17 protein-coding genes are annotated in these 14,463 nt (G+C 70.4%); 9 read left to right on the top strand and 8 right to left on the bottom strand.

What is annotated here, in order from left to right; genetic code table 11:
* Positions 1 to 4 precede the first annotated feature (4 nt).
* The 3 genes from NWFMUON74_RS18090 to NWFMUON74_RS18080 all read left to right on the top strand — a co-directional run bounded on the left by NWFMUON74_RS18090 (position 5) and on the right by NWFMUON74_RS18080 (position 1,757).
* A complete protein-coding gene (locus tag NWFMUON74_RS18090) occupies positions 5 to 451 on the top strand; it encodes a winged helix-turn-helix transcriptional regulator (protein ID WP_187683056.1) in 447 nt (148 codons plus the stop codon).
* A gap of 88 nt (positions 452 to 539) precedes the next feature.
* Positions 540 to 1,010 (top strand): nuclear transport factor 2 family protein, encoded by a 471-nt coding sequence (locus NWFMUON74_RS18085; protein ID WP_187683055.1) that lies wholly within the window; start codon positions 540 to 542, stop codon positions 1,008 to 1,010.
* Positions 1,011 to 1,085: 75 nt separating this feature from the next.
* A complete protein-coding gene (locus tag NWFMUON74_RS18080) occupies positions 1,086 to 1,757 on the top strand; it encodes an HAD family hydrolase (protein WP_187683054.1) in 672 nt (223 codons plus the stop codon).
* Between the two features lie 5 nt (positions 1,758 to 1,762).
* Here the strand turns inward: NWFMUON74_RS18080 and NWFMUON74_RS18075 are convergent, their stop codons facing one another.
* Positions 1,763 to 2,332 (bottom strand): hemerythrin domain-containing protein, encoded by a 570-nt coding sequence (locus NWFMUON74_RS18075; protein ID WP_187683053.1) that lies wholly within the window; start codon positions 2,330 to 2,332, stop codon positions 1,763 to 1,765.
* Positions 2,333 to 2,428: 96 nt separating this feature from the next.
* The gene (locus tag NWFMUON74_RS18070; protein ID WP_187683052.1) at positions 2,429 to 4,324 is read right to left on the bottom strand and encodes an alkyl/aryl-sulfatase; all 1,896 of its coding nucleotides are present in this window, start codon (positions 4,322 to 4,324) and stop codon (positions 2,429 to 2,431) included.
* A 244-nt stretch (positions 4,325 to 4,568) separates the two neighbouring features.
* Here NWFMUON74_RS18070 and NWFMUON74_RS18065 point away from each other — a divergent pair, with 244 nt between their 5' ends.
* Complete coding sequence (locus tag NWFMUON74_RS18065) at positions 4,569 to 4,880, top strand: hypothetical protein (RefSeq protein WP_187683051.1); 312 nt, start codon at positions 4,569 to 4,571, stop codon at positions 4,878 to 4,880.
* On the top strand, positions 4,877 to 5,440 hold the full coding sequence (locus tag NWFMUON74_RS18060) for a hypothetical protein (protein WP_187683050.1): 564 nt from the start codon (positions 4,877 to 4,879) through the stop codon (positions 5,438 to 5,440). The genes NWFMUON74_RS18065 and NWFMUON74_RS18060 overlap by 4 nt, the downstream gene beginning before the upstream one ends.
* 54 nt (positions 5,441 to 5,494) lie before the next feature.
* Here the strand turns inward: NWFMUON74_RS18060 and NWFMUON74_RS18055 are convergent, their stop codons facing one another.
* Together NWFMUON74_RS18055 and NWFMUON74_RS18050 are read right to left on the bottom strand one after the other, a co-directional pair.
* Positions 5,495 to 8,131 (bottom strand): winged helix-turn-helix domain-containing protein, encoded by a 2,637-nt coding sequence (locus NWFMUON74_RS18055; protein WP_187683049.1) that lies wholly within the window; start codon positions 8,129 to 8,131, stop codon positions 5,495 to 5,497.
* Between the two features lie 130 nt (positions 8,132 to 8,261).
* Positions 8,262 to 8,477 carry a hypothetical protein gene (locus tag NWFMUON74_RS18050; protein ID WP_187683048.1) on the bottom strand — a complete coding sequence of 72 codons (216 nt, stop codon included), beginning with the start codon at positions 8,475 to 8,477 and terminating at the stop codon, positions 8,262 to 8,264.
* A 231-nt stretch (positions 8,478 to 8,708) separates the two neighbouring features.
* On the opposite strand from NWFMUON74_RS18050, the gene NWFMUON74_RS18045 reads away from it, so the two are divergent.
* Together NWFMUON74_RS18045 and NWFMUON74_RS18040 are read left to right on the top strand one after the other, a co-directional pair.
* A complete protein-coding gene (locus NWFMUON74_RS18045) occupies positions 8,709 to 9,113 on the top strand; it encodes a DUF7144 family membrane protein (protein WP_187683047.1) in 405 nt (134 codons plus the stop codon).
* Between the two features lie 25 nt (positions 9,114 to 9,138).
* The gene (locus NWFMUON74_RS18040; protein WP_187683046.1) at positions 9,139 to 9,570 is read left to right on the top strand and encodes a spore germination protein GerW family protein; all 432 of its coding nucleotides are present in this window, start codon (positions 9,139 to 9,141) and stop codon (positions 9,568 to 9,570) included.
* Positions 9,571 to 9,611: 41 nt separating this feature from the next.
* Here NWFMUON74_RS18040 and NWFMUON74_RS18035 read toward each other — a convergent pair whose 3' ends face one another.
* Entirely contained in the window at positions 9,612 to 10,337 is a 726-nt protein-coding gene (locus NWFMUON74_RS18035) for a DUF8020 domain-containing protein (RefSeq protein ID WP_187683045.1), read from the bottom strand.
* Between the two features lie 476 nt (positions 10,338 to 10,813).
* Here NWFMUON74_RS18035 and NWFMUON74_RS18030 point away from each other — a divergent pair, with 476 nt between their 5' ends.
* Positions 10,814 to 12,037, top strand: a complete 1,224-nt coding sequence (locus NWFMUON74_RS18030; protein ID WP_187683044.1) for an oxygenase MpaB family protein — start codon at positions 10,814 to 10,816, stop codon at positions 12,035 to 12,037.
* Positions 12,038 to 12,049: 12 nt separating this feature from the next.
* On the opposite strand, the gene NWFMUON74_RS18025 is transcribed toward NWFMUON74_RS18030, so the two are convergent.
* Positions 12,050 to 12,238 (bottom strand): hypothetical protein, encoded by a 189-nt coding sequence (locus tag NWFMUON74_RS18025; RefSeq protein WP_187683043.1) that lies wholly within the window; start codon positions 12,236 to 12,238, stop codon positions 12,050 to 12,052.
* 108 nt (positions 12,239 to 12,346) lie between these two features.
* On the opposite strand from NWFMUON74_RS18025, the gene NWFMUON74_RS18020 reads away from it, so the two are divergent.
* Positions 12,347 to 13,030, top strand: coding sequence for a TetR/AcrR family transcriptional regulator (locus tag NWFMUON74_RS18020; RefSeq protein WP_187683042.1), 684 nt, complete (start codon positions 12,347 to 12,349; stop codon positions 13,028 to 13,030).
* 9 nt (positions 13,031 to 13,039) lie between these two features.
* On the opposite strand, the gene NWFMUON74_RS18015 is transcribed toward NWFMUON74_RS18020, so the two are convergent.
* Positions 13,040 to 14,137, bottom strand: coding sequence for a PucR family transcriptional regulator (locus tag NWFMUON74_RS18015; protein ID WP_187683041.1), 1,098 nt, complete (start codon positions 14,135 to 14,137; stop codon positions 13,040 to 13,042).
* Positions 14,134 to 14,454: a hypothetical protein gene (locus NWFMUON74_RS18010; protein ID WP_187683040.1), complete on the bottom strand. Its 321-nt coding sequence runs from the start codon at positions 14,452 to 14,454 to the stop codon at positions 14,134 to 14,136. Before NWFMUON74_RS18010 ends, NWFMUON74_RS18015 begins: the two co-directional genes overlap by 4 nt.
* Positions 14,455 to 14,463 lie beyond the last annotated feature (9 nt).

Raw genomic sequence — 14,463 nt, 5'->3', positions numbered from 1 at the left:
GCGCATGACCACGATCCGCGACCGCGACTGGACCGATCCCACCTGTCCGGTCGCGCGCACCGTCGACCTGGTGGGCGACCGGTGGTGCCTGCTGATCGTGCGCGACGCCATGGACGGCGCCGCGACCTTCACCGAATTCCAGCAGCGACTCGGGATCGCCCGGAACATCCTCACGGCTCGCCTGCGCCGCCTCGTCGACCACGGCATCCTGGCCACCAGCGTCAACCCGGGCGGCAAACGCCATACCTACGAACTCACCGAGGCCGGGCGGGATCTGTTCACCGTCGTCGTGGCGCTGCGGCAATGGGGCGAGCGGCACGCCTTCGCCGCCGGCGAACCGCACTCGGTCCTGGTCGATCGCGACGGCGGCCCCATCGCTGTGCTGCGCGCGGAAAACCGTGCGGGCAAACGTGTTTCCACGGCCACCACCCGGGTTCGCAAGGTGAAGTGACGCTGTCACCGCTCCCGCACCACGCCCGAAATCCATTATGGACAGGTGTACGGACATCTGTTAACAATGGTTCCGGAAGGTGGTGGGCATGACGATCGACGGTGACACACAGGCGGATTCGGTAACCGCGACGGTGCTCGGGCTGTGGGGCGCGCTGTCGCGGCGGGATTGGGACGCGGTGCGGGCCCACCTGTCCGACGACTGCATCTATCTCGACATGCCGGTCGGTCCGACGGCGGCGGCGCGGGGCCCCGACGACATCGTCAAGCGGCTGAAGATCGGCCTCGAACCCCTGGCCTCCTACGAGAACTTCGACGGCCTGCTGCTGGACAACGGCACCGACGTCATGTACGAGCACCACGAGGAATGGCACTGGGAGACAGGCGAATCCGCCACCCTGCGATTCGTCTCGGTGCATCGGGTCGAGCACGGCAAGATCGCGCTCTGGAAGGACTACTGGGACATGAGCGCCCTGGCCGACCATGCCCCACCGACCTGGATGGCGGACTTCGCCACCGCGGACATGTCCTGGATATTCGACGCCACGGGCCTGGTGTGAGGCTCGGGCACGCACCGATTCGAGCGGCGTGTACGGGGTAGATCGGTACGACAGCGACTCCGAGACGAGGAGGTTGTGGTGCCCGATCCCGCAGCGGTGCTCTTCGATGTCGACGGCACCCTGGTCGACTCCAACTACCTGCACGCCCGGGCCTGGCACCGGGCGCTGCGCGAGGCCGGGGCAGTCGTGCCGACCTGGCGCATTCATCGCGCCATCGGCATGGACGGCGGCACCCTGCTGCGGACCCTGGCTCCGGAACTGGGCGAGGACGCCGCCGACCGCGCCGACGACCTGCACTCCCGCTACTACCTCGACAGCGCCGACGAGCTGACCCTGCTGCCGGGCGCGCGGGAGATCCTGGCGCACCTGCACGACCGCGGCCTGCGCGTCGTACTCGCCACCTCCGCGCCCCCGGAGGAACTGGCCCGGCTGCGCGAACTACTGGACAGCGAACCCGCCCTGTACGCGGTGACCGGCGGCGAGGACGTCGAGGACGCCAAACCCGATCCCACCATCGTGCGGATCGCGCTCGACCGGGCCGGTGTCTCGGCGCGGCGAGCGGTCTTCGTCGGTGACGCGGTGTGGGACGCGCGGGCCTGCGTCGCCCTCGGCGTGCCCACCATCGGGGTGCTCAGCGGCGGTATCTCCGGCGCCGAACTCACCGCCGCCGGAGCCGAATTCGTCTGCGATGACGTCGCCGAACTACAGCGCGGCATCGCCGACAGCCCCATCGCACGCCTGCTCTGAGCCCGTCAGGACCGTTTCATCGGACCGATGCTCAGCGACCCGCTCGCCCCCGGCCGCACCCCCTGCTCGACCGCGCGGACATACTCGGCGGGGTCCTTGTCGACCGACCGGACACCCGCGTAGTGACGCGCCTCGTACGCCGCGAAGGCGACGGCCAGCTGATGGCGGCGCGACAGCCCGGCCAGGCGGCGGAAATCGGTGAGGCCCTCGCGTTCCTCCTCGGCCATGTGATCGCCGTTGGCCTCGTTCGCCGCGGCGACGGCGGCATACCAGTCGTCGGTGCCGACGCGATGACGCGCGACCTCGGCGACCGCGTCGCGGATGTCGTTGTGGTCGTGGATGGCATCGAGCGTCTCCGCCTCCACTCCGGCCGCGCGCCGGGCCGCGACGCCCAGCTGCAGCAGCTCGGGATAGAAGATCTCCTCCTCCGCTTGCGCGTGCAGTTCCAGGAAGCTCGCCAGCCGATCCCAGATGGCCGACAGTTCGCCGGTCTGCGACCGGTCGATCTGCTCCAGGATGGCGAACAGCCGCCGCTGCTCGTGATGGTCATCGAGGATCAGCTGGGTAATGTCCACGGTTCCTCCCTGATCTGCGTGCCGGGCGGCGCCATCGCCCGCTCCGGTCGATGGTAGGCCGGGGCCAGGTCCCCGGCACGAGCGCCGCGCGGCGGGTCAGGGCGTCACGATGGCGAAGTCCGGATCGGGGGCGTCCAGGTAGCCGACCAGTTCGGCCAGTACGGTCGCGTCGCCCTCGGCGGCGACGGTGCCCTCGGCGATCATCTGCCGCAGATCCTGCCCGCCCAGCAGCGCGGCGTGCAAATCGGCGTCGGTCAGCGTGAATGTCGCGTCCGGCGCCGCGACGTCACCTTCGATGTCGAAATGCACCAGCACTCCGTTGCGAAGTTCGGTGCGGTGCACCAGTTTCCGGTCCGACACCCGCCAGTCGATGGTGAGGTGGGCCGACCAGGCCCGGGGTCCGTCGATGCGCAGCGCCATCGCGTCGAACAACTGCTCGACGCTGAGCGCCGCGGCGATGTCGGGCGCGGCGGTGGCGGTCGGCGTGCCGACCGAGCCGTGGCGCAACTCGTAGGCGCCCATCAGGTAGAAGTTGCGCCAGGTGCCGTTCTCGGCGCCGAACCCGAGTTGCTCGAGGGCGTCGGCCTGCAGCGTCCGGGCCTGCGCGTGCTCCGGGTCCGCGAAGATCACATAGTTCAACACCTGTGCCACCCACCGGAAGTCGCCGTCGGCGAAGGATTCGCGGGCCTTGCGCATCACCGCGTCCGCACCGCCCATGAACTCCAGGTGCCGGCGCGCGGACGCCACCGGCGGGTGCTGCCACAGCGTCGCCGGGTTGCCGTCGAACCAGCCCATGTAGCGCTGATAGATGGCCTTGACGTTGTGGCTCACCGAACCGTAGTAGCCGTGGGTGTGCCAGGCGTGCGCGACGGCGGGCGGCAGCTCGATGGATTCGGCGATCTCGATCCCGGTGGCGCCCTTGTTGAGCGCCCGGAGGGTCTGGTCGTGCAGATAGCCGTAGAGGTCGCGCTGCAGGGCGAGGAACTCGGTGAGGCGTTCGGTGCCCCAGGTCGGCCAGTGGTGGGACGCGAACAGGACATCGCTGCGGGCGGCGTAGCGGTTGATCGACTCGGTCAGGTACTTCGACCACACGTGCGGATCGCGCACCAGCGCGCCGCGCAGCGTCAGCAGATTGTGCAGGGTGTGGGTGGCGTTCTCGGCCATGCACAGTGCGCGGCGGTCCGGGAAGTAGAAGTTCATCTCCGAGGGCGCCTCGGTCCCCGGGGTGAGCTGGAACTCCACCCGGACGCCGTCGATCACCTCGGTCTGGCCGGTCCGGGAGACGTCGACGGTGGGCGTGATGAGGGTCGGGGTGCCGGTCGAGGTCGTCGGTCCGAGCCCGGCGCCGACCGCGCCGAGCGGCCCGCGGGGCAGCGCCGCGCCGTACATGTAGGCGGCGCGGCGCGACATCGCGGTGCCCGCGTAGACGTTCTCCTCGACGGCATGTTCCACGAAACCCGCGGGCGCCACGATCGGGCAGCGGCCCGCCGCCACGTCCTCGGCCGTGGTGACACCCTTGACGCCGCCGAAATGGTCGATGTGCGAATGCGAGAAGATCACCCCGGTCACCGGGCGTTCGCCCCGGTGCTCCCGGTAGAGTCCCAGCCCGGCCGCCGCGGTCTCCGCGGAGATGAGCGGATCGATCACGATCATGCCGGTGTCGCCCTCGACGAGGGTCATATTCGACAGGTCGAGCCCGCGGATCTGAAAGATGCCGTCGGTGACCTCGTACAACCCTTGCATCGCACAGAGTTTCGACTGCCGCCACAGACTGGGATGCACCGTCGGCGGGCAGTCGTCGTCCAGGAACGCGTAGGCGTCGCTGTCCCACACCACCTCGCCGTCGGAGTTCTCGACCGTGCCGGGGCGCAGGGCGGCGACGAAGCCACGCCGCGCGGCGGCGAAGTCCTGGTCGTCGTCGAAGGGCAGGTCGCGAGTGAACTTCTCGTGCTGCGATTCGACGCTTGCCGAAACATCGCTGCGTACGGTCATGGCATGCACCCCTGTCGCTGCCGTGGCGGGCTGATCGGTGCTGTGACGATCGCAGTCGCGGGCCGCGGCGGCCTCACCCACGGCGGGTGAATCTCGGTGCCGCGGCGGCCGCCGCGTGGGCCCGCGTGCCGGGCGGCCGGAGATCATCCTGACCGGGTGAGGTGGCGACGGGACCGCGGGGAGACCCTGCTGTATCGGACAACTCATCGGGACAACCCCTGATCCGGCACGTCAGGAGCTTGCGATGAACATGATCTCGCGCCGTGCGGCGCCCACTCCGGCCTCCTCGGCAACCGTCGGATTTCTCGTGCTGATCCCCGCGCTGGTGTTCATCGGTCCGGTCGCCGCCGCCCTCCTGCTGCGCTACCACCATGCCGAGACCGCGGCGAGCACGGCCTTGCTGACGGCGACCCTCGCCGCGACCGCGGCGCTGCTGGCCGTCGCGATCACCGCGTTCGCCGTGGCGTGGCGGTCTTCGCGAGCGCGCCGAACCGCGCCCGTGCGACGGTCGAACACGTTGACCGCCAACAGGATCGGCATGGGGAGGCCGCTATGACCATGGTGCTGCCCGTCGCGACGGCGGCCACGACAGCGGTGGACGTCTCCTGCCGCCGGCTTCGGCTCCGCGCCGACATCCACGACCCCCGGGCATGGCGGGTCAGGGTCGACCGGTTGCTCGCGGCGGGGCGCGGACGATGGTCGGGCCGAACCGATTTCGCGGCGTGCCCGGCGCTGCGCCGCTGGGGCGGCATCGGATATCCACCGGTACCGGACGGGCAGGTCACGCTGTTCAGCGCCGTGGCGGCGGCCGCCGCCGGGATCCGGATGCCCGATGCGGGCGCACCGGCCGAACTGAGCACCGCCGTCATGCTGCTGTCGGGCTGCCCCGCCGTGATCGACCGGTTCGATCCCGCGCTCGCGCTCGCCCGCCCCGGCGCCCTGACCCTCTCCGTATTCGCCCTTCCCGCAGACGATCTCGCCCTCGCCCGCGACCTCGCCGAGACGGTGCTGACCGCGTCCGGCACCCTCGCGTTCCGCCGCGAGACCACCGTAACCGTCCCGGCGGCCGCCCGGCACGCCGGCGCCCGGCATCCGATGCCCGCGGCCGCGTGGTGACCACACGACACACGAAACTCGGTGCGCGCCGCCCGATGACGGTCCGCGGACAGTTCAGATCAGCCCGAAGTTGCGGCCGTGGGCGATGGCGTCGGCGCGGGTGCGCACGCCGAGCTTGTGATAGATGCCGCGCAGGTGGGTCTTGACGGTGTTGATCGACACGCCCATATCGGCGGCGAGACTGTGGGTGGTCATGCCGGACGGGAGCTGGCGCAGCACCGCGAGTTCGGTGTCGGTCAGGTGTGGTAGCCGCGCGGTGGCCCGGGTGCGCGGGCGATGCCGGATGGTGTCGACGAATTCGTCGAGATGACCGAACCTGCCCACGAATTGGTCGAGCAGGCCGAGGGTGCCGGGCACATCGAGGAAGGGGCGGATCACCCGATCGGTATAGGCCAGCGCCAGCGCCCGGTGCAGCGCCTCGTAGGCGGCGGTGGACCGGTCCAGGCGGTGGTCGGCCGCGGCACGCAGCAGCCAGGCGTGCACGGCCGACACCGGGTGCAGATTCTCCTCCTGCCGCAGCAGCGGTTCGATGAGCTCCACCGTGGCGGTCGAGCGATGGTGGTAGTCCGCGAGCGCGGCCTCCACCAGTGTCGTCTCGGGCAGCCGGCCCAGCGTCGTCACCGCCCGGTCCAGCAGTTGCTGTGCGGTGTCGTGGCGGCGCAGGCGCAACAGCGCCCAGGTGACGTGGGCCAGCAGTCCGCCGGTGGTGGCGGGTACCGGGGTCTCCTCCAGGAGGCGGTGCATGGCGTTGCGCAGTGTGTCGGCGACGGCATGCCGGTCGGGGGCGGTGTCGAAGGTGAACAGGTGCGCGAGCACATCGGCGTGCCAGCCCGACGCGGGCGCGGTGGAGCCGTCCAGACGTGTTGTGCGGGGCAGTATTTCGGCCGCCTGCAGGTAGTGGTCGTCGGCTTGCAGGTACGCCATCAGCGCGACCATGACCCGGGCGTGTGCCAGCGACGCGGTGTCGTGCAGGCGATGATGGTCGGCGAACGCGACGGCTCGGAAGGCACGCTCGCGCATGAGCGCGAGCGAACCGCCCAGACCGGCCGCCATCGCGAGCCGGGTCAGCGCATGCAGGGTCAGGCGGTGCAGACCGGCCCGTTCGGACAGCGCCAGGGCGTGCCGCAGGCCCGGTTCGCCGCGCTGCCCGGCGTCGGCCGCGAACGTGTGCGCCGTGGCGATCTGCAGGGCGATATAGCAGTCCAGGTCCAGGTGCCCCGTCGCGGGCGGCACCGGAGGCACCGGACCGGGAGCGTCGGTGGTGCCGGCGGTGACATCGTGCACGACGGCGAGAGTGAACGGACGCAACAGTTCCGGCGGCACGAACACCGAATCGCGTTGCGGCCGTTCGGCGATGAGTTCGCGCAGGGCGGTGGCCTGGACCACGTCGCCGTGTTCGATGGCGTCGGCGGTCCGCAGCAGCAGCACGAACCGGTCGTCGGCCGGTGCGTCGATGTGGTCGAGCGCGCGGAACAGGGCGGCGCCGTTGCCGTCGAACACCATGCGAGGCCCGTGCGCGCGGACGAAGCCGGGCAGCGCGGGATGACCCGGTTCGGCGAGAACGTGACGCAGAGCGGCGGGCAGCAGGGCCGTGGCGACGAACCAACCGGCGCATTCGCGATGCAGCTCGGCGATCCGGTCCGGGTCGGCGCGGCCCGCCTCGGCCAGCAGGTAGGTGCGCAGCATGGGGTGGTAGGTGTACCAGAGCACACCGTCGTGCGCGGTGACCTCGACGGGAAAGTTGTTGCGCAGCAGGTGTTCCAGCATCCTCGCCGCGGCCGGCCCGGCGAGCGCGGCGGCGAGTTCGGCGCAGAACGAGTCCGGGACGGCCGTGGCGAGCAGGAACTCGCGCGCCTCGGCGGGCAGGGTGGTCAGCAGTTCCCCGACCAGGAAGTCGGCCACCGCGCGCGGGCCCTGCGCCAGCGCGGCGATCGCGGTCTCCCGGTTGCCGGTGCGCGCCGCGAGATCGATGGCGGCGATCCGGACCAGACCGGCCCAGCCGCAGGTGAGCTCGTGCACTCCGGACAGCTCGGTCGCGGTGAGACGGCAGTCGTGCTGGGCGAGCAGCGCGGCGGTGTGCGACTCGTCGAACCGCAGTTCGGGTGCCGAGACGCGGGTCAGCCGGGCGGTCATCTCCAGCGCGTGCCAGCGGATCGGCGGGTCGTAGCGGCCGAGCACGACGGTGATCAGCTGGCGCGGGGCGTGCTCGACGAAGTACTCCAGGCCGGACAGCGTCAGCGGGTCGTTGATCAGGTGCGCGTCATCGATCACCAGTACCGTGCGGCCGGGGCGGGCGGCGAGCGCGGACAGCAGGGCGGCGGCGTCGTCCACCGGCGTGTCCGGCACGGCGTTGGGGCGGCTGACGACCGGCAGCCGCAGCGCGTCGGCCACGGCCGGCCACAGTCGGTCCGGATCGGCGGCGGCATCGCCCAGACCGACCCAGCCCACCGGAGTGTTCGCGTGGCGGCGCCGGATCCAGTCGGCCACCAGGACGGTCTTACCGCTACCGGCCGGCGCGCACACCAGCACGGTGTGGCCGTTGCCGGCGCGGACGGCCCGATCCAGCCGGGCATCGGCCTCGGCCAGGCGCAGCGGCGTGAACGGCAGGTCGGGTGGCGCGGATGGCGTGTCGTGACCGGGGACGACGCGACGGCCGCCCGATTCGTTGACGAACAGTTGTGATGAGACCACTACGCCTCCGTAAGCTTCTCCGGTTCCGGTCGAGCTCGTGCAGCGTGCCTGATCTGTCGGTATTCGACCGTATACCCGCACGTCGGGGTCTGCGCCGAAACGTTTTGGTCTCGTGACCTGATCGCGGCCGTCAGTCCGGGAGCCGGGACATCTCGAGGAGGGTGAGGCCCAGCGCATCGATGCGGGCCATCACGCCGCGTACGGCGGTGTTGTCGGGCACGGTCCCGTAGAGGGTGGTGGTGCCGGAGGTGGAGTGGTCGCTGCGGGACAGCTCGGGGAAGGCGGCCCGCGCGCGTTCGGACAGCTCGCCCTCGATGACGAACTGGTATCGAACGGCATCCGACATGGACGCTCACCTCCTCGGGTGGATCGGTGGGTGCCGCGGCGATGTCCGGGGCGGTGCGCCTGCGGTCCTCAGCGTCGCGGGCGGGTGTGGCGGCGAGCATCATCCGCTCGGGGTGAGTTCGGCCGGTGGCCCGACCGCGGGTCGCCTCACCCTGCGCGGGTGAAGCGCCGCCGGCCGCGGTGCGCAACAGTCCTCCCAACAACCGCGCTCGGAACTCGGAAGGAGACGGGAATGTCAACCACCTCGCACAACCATCCCGTGCGCCAGGGAGTGGCGGCAGGCACGTCGATCGGTGCCGCGACCCTGTTGATCACCGTCGGACTGCTGTCGCTGTTCCAGGGCATCTCGGCGGTCGTGGACGACGACCTGTTCGTCGTCGGCGTCGACTACGTCTACAAGTTCGACGTCAGCACCTGGGGCTGGATCCACATCGCGCTGGGCATCGTCCTCGTGATCTCCGCCCTGGGCCTGATGACGGGCACGGCGTGGGGCCGCGGCGCGGCGATCGGCATCGCGGCGCTGTCGATCCTGGCGAACTTCCTGTGGCTGCCCTATTACCCGTGGTGGTCGGTGCTGGTCATCGCGCTCGACATCGTGGTCATCTGGGCCGTCGCCACCTGGCGCCCCGAGGGCTGAGGCCGGGCCGGGGCATGATGGGGTCATGACGAGCGACGACCATGACCCCGGACCGCGCCCGGACGCGGCGGGGGAGGTGCATACGCTGCTGCATCGGCTGGCCGAGCGTATCGGTGAAAGCGCTTCGGCGGCAGCGGTTTTCGGTGCTCCGGTGGTCGCGGAGGGCGTCACCGTGATTCCGGTCGCGCGGGCCCGTCTGGGCTTCGGCGCCGGAATGGCGGGCGATTCGGACGTGGGGCCGGGTGGCGGAGGCGGTGGTGGTGTCGATGTGCGTCCGGTGGGATTCGTCGAGATCCGCGGCGGCACCGCGGTGTATCGGCCGATCCGCGATCCGTGGGTGGATGTCGTGGTGCCGTTGGCCGCGCTGGTGGCCGGGCTGACGGTCCCGCGACTGCTGCGCGGGCGGCTCCGGTTGCCGCGTCCGGGGAAGCGGCAGGGGGCCGACGCCCCGGTGTGAGGGCGGTTTCCGCGACGTCACACCGGGGCGGATGCGCGATCCTATTCGCTGCCGCCCGCGTGATCGGTTGCGGCGGAGGGGCTTTCGTGCTCGTACGGCTCACTCATGGTGTGCTGGAACTTGATCGCCGAGGCGATGCCGACGGGCACGCCGAGAATGCCGCCACCGACGATCGCGCCCAGTGCGCCCAGCGCGCCCGCGCCGGCCAGGCACCCCGCGATGACGGTCAGGCCCGCCACGTCCAGGACGGGCGCGCCGAACACGGCGCCCGCGACGGCCCCGACGCCGCAGCCGATGGCGGCGCCGATCACGCCACCGGTCATCGTGCCCGCCGCGACAGCCAAGGTGAACTCGTTGACGGCGGCCTGGATCGCCGCGTCGAAACGCTCGGTCTGCGGGTCGCCGTGGATATCGTCGAGGCGCAGCGCGGGCGTGGTCGCACGCACGGCGGCCCGCACATCGGCGGGGGCGTGCACGGCTTCCCAAGCCTTCGGCTCGTCCGCGAACTGCGCGACTCCCGCCACCACGCTGCCGGCGGCGTCCCGAACCTGGAACTGTCCGCCCTGGGTGACGAGGGTGGCCGCGCCGGTCTCGATGACGACCGACTGGTCCACGGTGCTGCTGGTGTACTGCACCCCCGGCATGATCTCGGTGCTCAACGTGCGCCCGGCCTGCGCCGCGGGAGCGGCCGACACGGTTACCGAGCCGATGCCCAGGGCACCCGCGACCGTCAACGCGACTACGGCCGCACGGGTGATCTTGTTCATGTACTTCCTGTTCTCTGGTGTGAAACCACGCAGTCTCGACTACGCGGCGCTGAAGTTTAACGGAAACGATTACCGTTTCCCCTATCGCGCGACGGTGTCCTGCGCCACAGCCGCGCCCGGCCGCCCGCACCGTGCGGACCCAGATAAGTTTCCGGCCGTTCTTCGGCGAATATCAGTACAACCAGCTCCCAATCTAGTTATGTTAATAGATATTCTGATCGGTGAGGATGGGCTGACGCTGGTCGGCCGTAGTGACGAGAGGGGCGAACCATGAACCTGTGGGTCCTCATTCAAACGCTGCTGTACCGCTTGGATGCGGGTTCTTCCGCCTTCGGCGGCTGGTAGCGCGGCCGCTGGTCAGCGGCTGGAAATTCCTTCGAATTCTTGTGATCACAGTCACTCTGTGTTCTCATCGAGATACACAGATGCAGATTGTGTATCTCTGTATCCGGGACTCGACGAAGAGGACGATCGGCATGGATGGACACGGGCTGAACAGGCGAGACGCGTTGCGCGCCGGAAGTGGACTGCTGGGGGCCGTCGGCGCCCTGGCGCTGGGTGCGCGAACAGTGCGCGCCGAACCCTGGACGTGGTCGCCGGACGGGTCGGTGGTCGGCAGCGGCGGCGGGGCCGACCCGATGACGGTGTGGGACGCCGAGGCCGATCCCGTGCTGGCCGACGTGATTGACCATGCCGACGTGACGGAGGTGAACCGGCTGCTGGGCATGTGGACCACCAACGACCAGCCGCTGCCGGCCGGGCTGCCCACGGGGTTGCGCGAGTTCATCGAGGACGCGCGAAGGCTCCCCTCGTGGGCCGATCAGGGCAAGCTGGCCGCCTCGTTCGAATTCAACAAGAAGCGCGGGCTCTATCTCGGCGTGCTCTACGCGTTCGCCAGCGGCATGATGTCCACGGTCATTCCGCACGAGGCCCGCGTGGTCTACTACTCGCGCGGCGGCTCGCACCTCAAGGAGCGCATCGCCAAGACCGCGAAGCTGGGCTACGACATCGGCACGGTCAACGCCTACGGCCCCGGCGGCCAGATGATCGTGACCTGCGTCAAGACCAGGATCATCCACGCGGCGGTGCGGCACCTGCTGCCGCAGTCGCCGCACTGGCCCGACGACAACACCCCGATCAGCCAGGACGACATGATGGTCACCTGGCACAGCTTGGCCACCACGATCATGCGCACGTTCCGGACCTGGAATGTGGTGATCCCGGCGGTGGAGTCCGAGGGCTACCTGCACAGCTGGCAGCTGGCCGCGCACATGCTCGGCATCCGGGACGAGTACATCCCGGCGACCTGGGAGCAGGCCGACGCGCAGGCGAAACAGGTGCTCGACCCCATTCTGGAACCGACGCCGGAGGGCATCGATCTCGCCCACAAGCTGCTGGACCTGGGCGTCAACCTCGACCTCACGCTGCTCAGCAAGCCCATCCTGGGCGCGTTCACACGGTTCGTCATGGGTGACCGGATCGCCGACTGGCTGTACATCGCCCGCGAGCCGGTGTGGGATCCGCTGCTGAAGTTCAGCTGGGGGCCGTTCCTCGCGGTGCGCGAAGGCGTGCGCGAGCTGGTGCCGCCGGTGGACAACGCGTACTGGATGTTCGACGAGTTCCTGCGGCAGTTCGCGCTGTGGTACCTCGCCGAGCTGCGCATGCCGATAAGTATCGAAATCCCCCGCACCAACCGCTGATTTCCGAAGCGCTCAGCGGCTCGTCGCCTCGACGAGCCGCTGGCGCAGCCAGGTCATCGCCGTCGTCCCGGTGACGCCGACGGGGTAGACGGGATAGCTCTGGTGGACCCCCGACGACAGGAACCGATCGATCTGGAGCCTGCGCTGCTCGTAGGCCGAGGCGTCGAGATCGGCCGGCAGCCGCGGCCCGCCCGCGGCCATCGCGTCGGCGAACGTCAGACACCGTGACCACCCGCCACGAGAGCCGCCGTGAGAAGATCGTCATGGCACCGCCGGGTGGATATCGCGAGCAGCTGCGGAAGGGAAATCGTGGAACCTGCGTCGGTCTCAGCGTCGGCTTCCACCGCGGAGTCCCTGATCGAGCGCGCCTACATCGACGCGGTCGAGCAGGTCGACGACAGCGACGAAATCCGTTCGCGGGTACTGGATTCCGCCTACGAGCAGTTCTGCCGGATGGGCATTCAGCGTTCCACCATGGAGGATGTGGCCCGGCGGGCGAAGGTCTCGCGGATCACGGTCTACCGGCGCTTCGCCACCAAGGACGCGCTGGCCGAACAGGTGATCGCGCGGGAGTTCCGCCGCTACTTCGACCGTTTTCTGCTCGATATCGCCCGCGCGCGCTCCGCGGAGGAGCGCGTGGTGATCGGTTTCGTGAGTTCGCTGCGGACCCTCCGCGGCAATCCGCTCATCGGCGGCCTGCTCGCGGTGGAACCCGATCAGTTCGTCGGTTCACTGATCGGCGACCAGGGCCGCACCGTCGCCGCCGTACGGCAATTCGTCGCCGGCCAGCTGCGCAGCGAGCAGCGCGCGGGCCAGGTGGCGCCCGAACTGGACGCCGATCTGGTGGCCGAGCTCATGGTGCGGATCTCGGCGTCGTTCCTGGCGATCCCCAGCGACCTGGTCGATCTCGAGGACGACGAGCAGCTGGCGGCGCTGGCCCGTCGCTTCCTCGTTCCCATGCTCCGGCCGCCCGAACCGGCTGCCGGGCACTGAGATTCGCGGTCAGCTCCGGGTCGGCCGCACCGCGCGGATGATCAGCGCCGCCCGCAGCGTGCACAGGTCCGCCAGCTGGTTCGGGTCGTAGCCGGTGAGCTGGCGGACCCGCCTGAGGCGATGGTCGACGGTATTGGCGTGCACCCCGAGTTCCTGGGCGGTGCGCGTCCGGTTGAGTTCGTTGTGGATGTGCCTGGCCAGGGTGTCGAGCAGTTCGGGTTGCGCGGTGAGCGGGTCCAGGATCGCGAGGAGCCGGTCGCGGGCCAGACCGGGTCTGGTCACCTGATACTCCACGACGAGGTCGCGGAATCGCCGGAGTCCGGGGCCGTGCCCGGCGGCACAGGCCAGCTCGAGCAGTTCGTGGGCGCGGGTGTGGGCGTCGGTGACTTGGTCGCGGTCGGCTCGGACCAGCGTCGCCGTGACGGTGATACCGGCCGCCGCGGCCGCCGCCGCGAGCACGTCGTCCATCCGGTCGTCGGGCACCGCGTACTCGGGAACGAGAAAGGTCGCCCCGGCGCGGCCGGACACCGACAGTACCGGGGTGTCGCAACGCTGCTTCAGCTCGGCCGACAGCCGCGACCACACGGCATCCGCCGGGCGGTCCGGTGGCTGCGAGAAACGCACTGCGAGAACATGATAGGCGTCCGCGCCGGACAGCGCGCCCAGCTGCCGGGCGGCCCGCGCCTCGTCGCCGCGCAGCAGCGCGACGGTCAGCGCCTGCTCGGCCGCCGTCGTCACCGCGGACCGCGTCTGCACCTCGCGCCGGAACGCGTGGTACGCCGCCACCGTCATCGTGTGAATGGTCTCCAGGGTCCTGCGCACTTGCGCGGCCGCCGCGGCGGTGTCCGGCGGGCCGGGGGTCTCGGCGACGAAGCGATCGACGGCGTCACGGGTGCCCTCCCAGACGGCGTGGTGCACCACGTCGAAGGACACGCCCGTGTGCGCCCAGCGGTGCGCGGCCTCGTCGAAGCGGCGCAGCGAACCGGTGGCCGGCTCGCCCCGCAGCGACAGCGCGGCGAAATCGTGGGCGAGCCGGACCGCCTCCGAGTGCGGGCTCGAATGCGCGGTGGGCGAAGGTATCTCGTGGCGACGGGGCGGGGAACTCAACGGTGACCCTCGACGGCGTTGTGGCGGACCGCGCTGCCCGGTGCGGACCGTACCCGCCGATGGGAGGTGTCGACGGCCGCGCCGTAGGCCGTCCGGTCCGCCGCGGCGCCGAGCACGGCCGAGTAAGCCGGCGTTGTCCGGCTGCGGCGCGGGCGCATCGCGCGGCGGCGGCTGTCGACGATGCTGTCCACGATGTCGCCCCCGACCAGTGGAAGGCTCAGTGGCATAACCACATCGGCCGGTCCGCCGAACGGCTCGGCGGGGCTCGTCAGGGAGCGGCGCCGGTCGGTCGGCTCGAGGTCCGAAGCGGGATCCATGCGCAATAA

Source organism: Nocardia wallacei (assembly GCF_014466955.1).
Lineage (GTDB): Bacteria > Actinomycetota > Actinomycetes > Mycobacteriales > Mycobacteriaceae > Nocardia > Nocardia wallacei.
The sequence above is the reverse complement of the archived record's forward strand: the minus strand, read 5'-3'. Positions and strand labels throughout refer to the sequence as shown.

Bases quoted from the DNA above. Each gene is read 5' to 3' on its own strand.
- NWFMUON74_RS18045 (WP_187683047.1), top strand. From the start codon at position 8,709: ATGTCAACCACCTCGCACAACCATCCCGTGCGCCAGGGAGTGGCGGCA.
- NWFMUON74_RS18090 (WP_187683056.1), top strand. From the start codon at position 5: ATGACCACGATCCGCGACCGCGACTGGACCGATCCCACCTGTCCGGTC.
- NWFMUON74_RS18010 (WP_187683040.1), bottom strand. From the start codon at position 14,454: ATGGATCCCGCTTCGGACCTCGAGCCGACCGACCGGCGCCGCTCCCTG.
- NWFMUON74_RS18050 (WP_187683048.1), bottom strand. From the start codon at position 8,477: ATGTCGGATGCCGTTCGATACCAGTTCGTCATCGAGGGCGAGCTGTCC.
- NWFMUON74_RS18060 (WP_187683050.1), top strand. From the start codon at position 4,877: ATGACCATGGTGCTGCCCGTCGCGACGGCGGCCACGACAGCGGTGGAC.
- NWFMUON74_RS18030 (WP_187683044.1), top strand. From the start codon at position 10,814: ATGGATGGACACGGGCTGAACAGGCGAGACGCGTTGCGCGCCGGAAGT.
- NWFMUON74_RS18085 (WP_187683055.1), top strand. From the start codon at position 540: ATGACGATCGACGGTGACACACAGGCGGATTCGGTAACCGCGACGGTG.
- NWFMUON74_RS18035 (WP_187683045.1), bottom strand. From the start codon at position 10,337: ATGAACAAGATCACCCGTGCGGCCGTAGTCGCGTTGACGGTCGCGGGT.
- NWFMUON74_RS18065 (WP_187683051.1), top strand. From the start codon at position 4,569: ATGAACATGATCTCGCGCCGTGCGGCGCCCACTCCGGCCTCCTCGGCA.
- NWFMUON74_RS18025 (WP_187683043.1), bottom strand. From the start codon at position 12,238: ATGGCCGCGGGCGGGCCGCGGCTGCCGGCCGATCTCGACGCCTCGGCC.
- NWFMUON74_RS18040 (WP_187683046.1), top strand. From the start codon at position 9,139: ATGACGAGCGACGACCATGACCCCGGACCGCGCCCGGACGCGGCGGGG.
- NWFMUON74_RS18070 (WP_187683052.1), bottom strand. From the start codon at position 4,324: ATGACCGTACGCAGCGATGTTTCGGCAAGCGTCGAATCGCAGCACGAG.